Here is a 5957-nt window from a genome sequence, read left to right as displayed (position 1 = left end):
GCTTCTATTACCACGCGCGCGGCGTGCTTCGCCGGCCCGGCGGACGCCAGCATCTGCTCTACAACATCATGTATGGACCGCCTATCTTTGCTCCACTACTCTTTGGCGCCGCAGGCATGCTGGGAATACTGGCCAGTCTCTTGCGGCGAAGAAGGGGATGAGTCCCCATCGCATCATGAATCTCCGGAGACAGTATGAATCCCAATGATGCTCCAGACCCCGTACTGCTCCCTCGCGATCCCGCTACGGGAGAACCGCTACCGCAAATGCAGCAGCCGGGATACTATCCAGGCTTTCACACCATGTCGCAGAAGGCATTCTGGGATGAGGCCACCCGCGATGTCGTCACCATGCGGGCTGAGCAGACGCCGTCTATCCGTTTCTTCACTGCAGGCGAAGCCAAGTTCTGGCGAGCGGTCTTCGATCATCTCATGCCGCAGCACGACCGCACGCCGGAGCGCCGCATCCCCATCGTCGAGCCGCTCGATGCTCGGCTTTATCGGAATCAGGGGATCGGGTATCGCTACGAGACAATGCCTCCCGACCGCGAGGCCTACCGACTCGGACAGGAAGCGATCAACCTCGAAGCGAGGCAGCGCTTTGGAGGAGACTTCCTCGATCTTCCTCAGCGGCAGCAGGAAATTGTTCTGCAGGCAATTCACGATAAGAAGCCGACGGCCGGAGCGCCTATCTGGAAGAAGATGTCCATTGGCCGTTTCTGGCAGATGCTCATGCAGGATGCGCTCGAAGGCTACTACGCGCATCCCTGGGCGTGGGACGAGATCGGTTTTGGCGGGCCGGCCTATCCCCGCGCTTACACACGTCTCGAACGCGGCGAACCTGAGCCGTGGGAGGTCGAGCCCCACCGCTACAAGTGGGATGCGCCCACCTATGCCGTTTCTGACACAACCGAATCGACCCAGCATCTCCACCTGGAGTCCGAACAAATCGGCTAAAGCCGCCCGCGAGGTTTCATGAAGAGGCCAATCCAAGGCGCGTTTGAGAATCGAAATGGCGCCGCCCACATGCTCGGGCCGCTCCAGAAGATTCACATGCCTATGCGTCGTTTTTCGGAGAGCGAGGAAGTTGACTATGTGATTGTTGGTTGCGGCTCTGCGGGCGGAGTCCTGTTACAGCGGCTCGCTCGCTCAGGCTTTCAGGTCGTAGCAATTGAAGCTGGCCCGTTCTGGGATACAGAGCGCGACTGGGTCTCCGATGAATCCGGATCGCATCAGCTCTACTGGGAAGATCCCCGCGTCACGGGTGGGAATAATCCTCTGGCGCTGGGTGCCAACAACTGTGGCCGCGGAGTAGGTGGCGGCTCGGTGCACTGGGCTGCGTTCACTCCGCGCCTCCATCCATCCGACTTCGAAGTTTATACTCGCGACGGTATCGGGGTGGATTGGCCTATCTCGTATGAGATTCTACGACCCTACTACGAACAGCTCGAAATCGAGATGCCCGTTGCTGGACCGGCGTACTATCCCTGGGGACATCCGCATGGTTATGCCTATGGCCCGCATCCAATGGGCGGCGTAGGCAATGCGCTCATCAAAGGCTGCTCAGCGCTTAACATTCCTGTCTCCATTGGAGGCCCGGTTGCGATTCTTTCGGGCTCGCACGGAGATCGCCCGCACTGCATCTATCGCGGCTTCTGCATTCAGGGCTGCAAAGTTGGGGCGAAAGCCAGCACCCTCGTCACCCACGTTCCCGATGCTCTTGAAAGCGGCGCCGAGATTCGCGATCTCTCCATGGTCTCGCGCATCGAGGTGGGTAGCAATCGGCGCGTTGTGGGCGTGCATTATTTCGATGACAACGGCGACGCCCATTTTCAGCGCTCGAAAGCCGTCATCGTTGCCGGCTATTCCATCGAAACACCTCGTCTTCTGCTCAATTCTGCTTGTGCTGGTTTTGAACAGGGACTTGCAAATTCCAGCGGGACTGTGGGTCGATATCTGATGGCCCAGGCCGGCAACGTTGTCCTCGGGCGCTTCGATCAGCCGGTGCGCATGTACAAGGCCCCGCCAGCGCACGCCCTGACGGAAGAGTTCTACGAAACGAATCCCAGGAACGATTTCGCACGGGGCTTCGCTATTCAGACCGTCGGGCCGCTCCCCATCGCATTCGGCAAGCAAATGGTCGCCGCGAAAAAGGCGTGGGGCTGGGGCCTGCGTCGCGAAATGATGGACTACAACTACTGGGCCACCTTCGGACTACTCGGCGAAATTCTGCCCTGGGTGGATAACCGCGTAACGCTCGCCGACGAGACCGATCGCTTCGGACTTCCGGTCGCCCACGTCACGTTCAATCTCCACGATAACGATAAAAAACTCATCAAAGGCGCCAAAGAGAAAACGATGGAAGTGATGTACGCCGCAGGTGCCACAGAGGTAATTCAGGAAGCGCGCTATGCTCATCTTGTTGGCGCGGCTCGCATGGGCTCTGACCCCGCCTCGTCGGTTGTGGACAAGTTTGGGCGCACTCACGATATCGCAAATCTATTCGTCTGTGACGGCTCGATTCTGCCAACGCAGGGATCTGCGAACCCGGGCCTCACCATCCAAGCTCTCGCAGCCCGCACCGCGAACTACCTTATTTCGCAGGGAGATGCGGTCTTTACGAGCGACAAACGCGACATGGCAGAGCCACCGCTGCGCGCCCAACTCGCGCCGCCAGGGACCTACGGCAGAGGAACGCCTCGCCTTACGTAATTATGCTCCCTGGTTGTTGGCAGGGCACGATAGGCCCGAAGGATTTCTTTCCAATTGAGGATGGTCGCACCTGCGGTAGGAACCGCTATCCCATAAGCGCGACCTTCTTGTTTGACCGAGGGAATTCAGCCAATGCGCTTGTCGAGCCCGGGTTAGGGACGATCGCAACGATTAGTCCTCATAAACGGTTTCACGCCAGCATCCCAACAAGTGTCGGTCGACGAGTGCATAATCGCCAATGCGCTCACCGAAACCGAATCAATTTCGGCTGGGTCTCTTGACCGCCACAAGGATTCAATTCACCGTGGCGATCCGATCAATGACGGAAAGCCGATGCTCGGGGGAGAGATGGCTGTAGCGCGCAGACATTGTGATCGTCTTGTGGCCGGCGAGTTCCTGGATCTCTTTAATCGATGCTCCAGCCATCGCGAGCCAGGAGCAGAATGTGTGCCGGTTCGAATGCCAGACGTAATTCGTGATCTTCGCTTCTTCGAGACAGGGTTGGAACCACGATCGGGTATCGAATCGGCCATGTGATCCCTCGCGTGGAAAGACCGGATCGGGAGCCTTTTGTAGAGGTCGTTTGAGCGAACCAATTGCCCTTAGAGCGTCGGAATTGAGATGCACCGTTCGAGCCGACCCATTCTTCGTTTTCGTCAGCTCGATTGTCCGGCGCTCTACATCGACTTGGGACCACATGCACGAAGACTGTTCACTCAGTCGCATTCCGGTGTGAACGCTGACAACAAACTCGGCCAAATGTTCCGGGAATCGCGCCGTAATCACTTTGTGGAGCCGATCGTATTCGTCACGGCTAAGGAACCGAAGCCGACCCGTTCCTTCTTTCCTTTGCCGCACCAGACGGGCGGGATTAACGATCACTTTGCCATTGCGAACACCCTCGCGATAGCAGAGCGAGATAAAGGCCTTATAGCGGTTCGCCGTTGCTGGCGTTTTGCAGCGGGTCCTAAGCCACCGTTCCAACTCCTGCGGAGTGAGGTCTGCGGCGGGTTTAGAGCCGAGCGCTTTCATGACGATTTCGCCCTTGCTTTCGTAGCTCCGATTGTCCTTATGATGGGCGACGAATTCGAGTACATCATCAATCAGTTCAGACAGCGCGACGACCTTGCTGTTGCGCAGCTCGGGAAGCTTCCTTCCGGCGACTACATCGGCCTTACGCGATTGGTCCAACTTGATCGCATCCGACTTGCGACCTACCTTCTCCCGGTGCCGCTTTCCGGCTCCATAGTAGTGAACCCACCAGATGCCGCTTCCGATGGGATTCTCGTAGACTCCGCGCATCGCTCACCTCACCGTTTTGGTCTTCTGCATTTTTTATGACATTCCCCGGATAATTGGATGATTTGCCGAGGCACCAGGGGCGGTGTCAGGGCTCTCTGCCCGCGAAGCGGCGCGCGGACGCGCGACCTTGACTCCGCCCCGGCCTCGGCTATTCTCTGCTATCCGGGGAATGTCATTCGGTTGCTCGTCGGGCCTCTTCGGCGCGCCGATTCGCGCGCCTTGCGAGGAGTTCTTGCGCCCGGATTAGCTTCGCCTTCTGGACCCGATCGAAGAGTGCGCTAATGTGCTCCGTCGGCATTCCAGACGCTTTCAGGAGCGGGTCGAATGCAGCCATCATCAACATCTGACTACCGACGCATTCGATAAAGATATCCACACCAAGCGGGTTCGAACTACCACCTTGAGCTGCCCTCAGCAATGCTTCACGTGCCCATTCGCTCGGCGTTCTGCCCGCGCGCGTTGCGGCGTCTTCGATGACCCTCGCCTCGACTGCTGTGAGCTTCGTACTCAAATTGAGCGAGCGGCGATCACGTCCGCGCAGCTTCTCTTTGGGTCGATCCCTCATTGTCTGAACGTCATCCATGGTGACCTCCATCCCGTGTTTACGTGGTATCTGGCCAGATACCGCGTTTTGCAAGCGTGCTGTGTTTTCAGTGGTATCTGTCGAGATACCAAAGTATCTGGGCAGTTCCCTTTCAGGGGTGGAGTGTCGAAATTCACCCGGTGCGCAGCACCGAACGGGATGCATGCCCTGATTTCTTCCATCGTGAGCGACAACATACCGCCATCTCGCGCGCGAGTCCAATACCTATTAGGACAAGAGTGATGTCTTGTAGGCATCGTCGCAAGCGGGAAACCGAGATTGGCACAACTCAGATTCGGCTGTACCCTCAAATGCGCGAAGACGCCGCCGAATGGCCGCTAATGCCTCTGTGATGTCTTCTAGGAATCGCACTGTAAGTAAAAGGTCTTGGACACGGATTCAAAACTGGTCAAAGCTGTAGCTGATCGCAGGTGCAAGCAAATTCTCCAGCCCCTCGCGTTGCAACGCGCGAAGACGGGCTGACAACCAGGAGCATCGGATATGAGATCAGCAGGCAGCGAACAGAAGAAACCGCCCGCGAGAATTACCGTCGCGGTGGAAAGCAAAATGCTGGCGAGCCGAGAAGAGGCTGCACAGATGCTTTCCATCAGCCAGAGGGCCCTCGACTATCTGATCGCGACTCGGCGTCTGCCTACGCGACGCATTGGCGGCCGGGTTCTCGTCCCCGTCTCCGAGCTTCGGAAATATGCGCGGACCGACCATCCAGAGCGGATCGTGGCTTAGGCGTCGCCACCAAGTCAGCGGATCGTCTCGAGTCTGCGGAGCTTCGCGAGAAGTTGCCCGATCCGGGCTTGACTGGCATCGTCGGGCAGGAGATACCCGGGTAAAGCGTCGAGGAAGCGTGATTCCCCAAGAAGCGTTCGGACGGCATCGGCGATATAAATCTTCAGCGCCGAAGAAGCCGTTTCGACTTCTGGTATGAGCGATGATCGGCCATCGACTACTGCAATGAAGTCTTCCAGGTCATGGCTCGCGAGGTAATCCCGTTTCCCCCGTCCGTGAAATGCTTCGAGCTTGGTCCCGAGAAAGTACGGCGCGTTGATGGCCCGGATGACCAGCCCGCCAGGAAGCTCGACGTTCCCAGCCGTGCGCAATGCATCCGGATACCAACGGTTCGAAAAGCCGAGAACTTGGGAGTCCAACGGCATGACATCCAAGGTCAATGCGCCGTGAATCCACCGGCACAGCGGCGCGCCTTCGCGGCTGTCTTCTTTGAATCCGAGAGCGCGAAGCCGCTCGGAAAAGACGGTGTACTCGGCGTAGGAAGCAATCTCCGCGATAACGTCCACGTCGTAGGTTCCGCGCACAGGTGCGGCGGCCGGATCGTCGATCAGCAAACC

Annotated in this window: 6 protein-coding genes; 3 read left to right on the top strand and 3 right to left on the bottom strand. The window is 58.1% G+C overall.

Translation table 11 applies throughout. The features are described from left to right. Positions 1 to 194 precede the first annotated feature (194 nt). Together WA354_RS22235 and WA354_RS22230 are read left to right on the top strand one after the other, a co-directional pair. Positions 195 to 956: a gluconate 2-dehydrogenase subunit 3 family protein gene (locus WA354_RS22235; RefSeq protein ID WP_472815212.1), complete on the top strand. Its 762-nt coding sequence runs from the start codon at positions 195 to 197 to the stop codon at positions 954 to 956. Between the two features lie 18 nt (positions 957 to 974). Continuing rightward, positions 975 to 2711, top strand: a complete 1737-nt coding sequence (locus tag WA354_RS22230; protein ID WP_472815211.1) for a GMC family oxidoreductase — start codon at positions 975 to 977, stop codon at positions 2709 to 2711. Positions 2712 to 3005: 294 nt separating this feature from the next. On the opposite strand, the gene WA354_RS22225 is transcribed toward WA354_RS22230, so the two are convergent. Continuing rightward, positions 3006 to 4013: a tyrosine-type recombinase/integrase gene (locus tag WA354_RS22225; RefSeq protein WP_472815210.1), complete on the bottom strand. Its 1008-nt coding sequence runs from the start codon at positions 4011 to 4013 to the stop codon at positions 3006 to 3008. 172 nt (positions 4014 to 4185) lie between these two features. Beyond that, complete coding sequence (locus WA354_RS22220) at positions 4186 to 4596, bottom strand: hypothetical protein (RefSeq protein ID WP_472815209.1); 411 nt, start codon at positions 4594 to 4596, stop codon at positions 4186 to 4188. 501 nt (positions 4597 to 5097) lie between these two features. Between WA354_RS22220 and WA354_RS22215 the strand changes: the two genes are divergently transcribed. Further along, positions 5098 to 5340, top strand: a complete 243-nt coding sequence (locus WA354_RS22215; RefSeq protein ID WP_472815208.1) for a helix-turn-helix domain-containing protein — start codon at positions 5098 to 5100, stop codon at positions 5338 to 5340. 14 nt (positions 5341 to 5354) lie between these two features. On the opposite strand, the gene WA354_RS22210 is transcribed toward WA354_RS22215, so the two are convergent. Then, the coding region (locus WA354_RS22210; RefSeq protein WP_472815207.1) for a hypothetical protein at positions 5355 to 5957 on the bottom strand (603 nt) is incomplete at its 5' end.

It is taken from the genome of Occallatibacter sp., from assembly GCF_049802275.1.
Lineage (GTDB): Bacteria > Acidobacteriota > Terriglobia > Terriglobales > Acidobacteriaceae > Telmatobacter.
This window is presented reverse-complemented; position numbering and strand designations above follow the sequence as displayed.

Bases quoted from the DNA above. Each gene is read 5' to 3' on its own strand.
- WA354_RS22220 (WP_472815209.1), bottom strand. From the start codon at position 4,596: ATGGATGACGTTCAGACAATGAGGGATCGACCCAAAGAGAAGCTGCGC.
- WA354_RS22230 (WP_472815211.1), top strand. From the start codon at position 975: ATGAAGAGGCCAATCCAAGGCGCGTTTGAGAATCGAAATGGCGCCGCC.
- WA354_RS22225 (WP_472815210.1), bottom strand. From the start codon at position 4,013: ATGCGCGGAGTCTACGAGAATCCCATCGGAAGCGGCATCTGGTGGGTT.
- WA354_RS22215 (WP_472815208.1), top strand. From the start codon at position 5,098: ATGAGATCAGCAGGCAGCGAACAGAAGAAACCGCCCGCGAGAATTACC.
- WA354_RS22235 (WP_472815212.1), top strand. From the start codon at position 195: ATGAATCCCAATGATGCTCCAGACCCCGTACTGCTCCCTCGCGATCCC.